The 721-nt window shown below is 48.3% G+C and carries 1 protein-coding gene; it reads left to right on the top strand.

Features of this window, described 5'->3' with window-relative positions; all coding sequences use genetic code 11:
* Positions 1 to 460: 460 nt before the first annotated feature.
* Positions 461 to 721 (top strand): replication initiation protein (locus JNB91_RS30355; RefSeq protein WP_199371028.1); only part of this gene is annotated, 261 nt, incomplete at its 3' end.

Genomic DNA, 721 nt, shown 5'->3' with positions numbered 1-721 from the left:
ATTATGATGTTTTATATTGTCGATATTTCGTTGTCCAGACTGGATATGTTTGGAAATTTGTTTTCATGCGGGTTAGTTCAGCTGGCTTTCTGGATGAGAAAGTTTGCTGTTTTGACCAGTTCGCGCTTCTGAAGGGGTGAAACCGATCATTAATCGCTTTTGTGCATAGTTATGCAGGCCCCTAAAAACGATTCTGACGCGTTTTTTGTGTTTTCCCTAGGTTTATCTTGTCTTTTTGAGTTTTTTGCGTCAGAAAGCGATTGAGAGCGTTTTAGAGGGTACGTACAAGAGGAGTTATGGTAAATGGGTCTGGTTTTCGGGAAGGATCGACAGGATTTGCCGTTGGGTGTAGTGTAACCAACTGAAAAACAAACGCCCCTGAAATTCGTGCCGATCCGCCAAGACTGTCACGAAAATACAGGGGCGATGTCGGTCGATAACCTGGAAGGAATCGTAACACATGAGCGCCGCGCTTCAATACTTCGAAGAAAATTTACCCCACCGTCCCTATCACACGGATGATCTCGCTTTCGGCCTTCGTATCTCCGGCAAAGGGCGCGCGCTTCTTGCACGGTATATCCAGCAGAACCAGCCTCATGCACAGTTCTGGCTGGTTTTTGACGTTGACCGCGAGGGGGCTGCGATTGACTGGAGCGACCGGAACGCTCCCGCGCCGAACATCACCGTTAAAAATCCTGTGAACGGACACGCTCACCTGCTC

The sequence above is a fragment of the Aliirhizobium wenxiniae genome, assembly GCF_019511445.1.
Taxonomy (GTDB): Bacteria; Pseudomonadota; Alphaproteobacteria; order Rhizobiales; family Rhizobiaceae; genus Neorhizobium; species Neorhizobium wenxiniae_A.
This window is presented reverse-complemented; position numbering and strand designations above follow the sequence as displayed.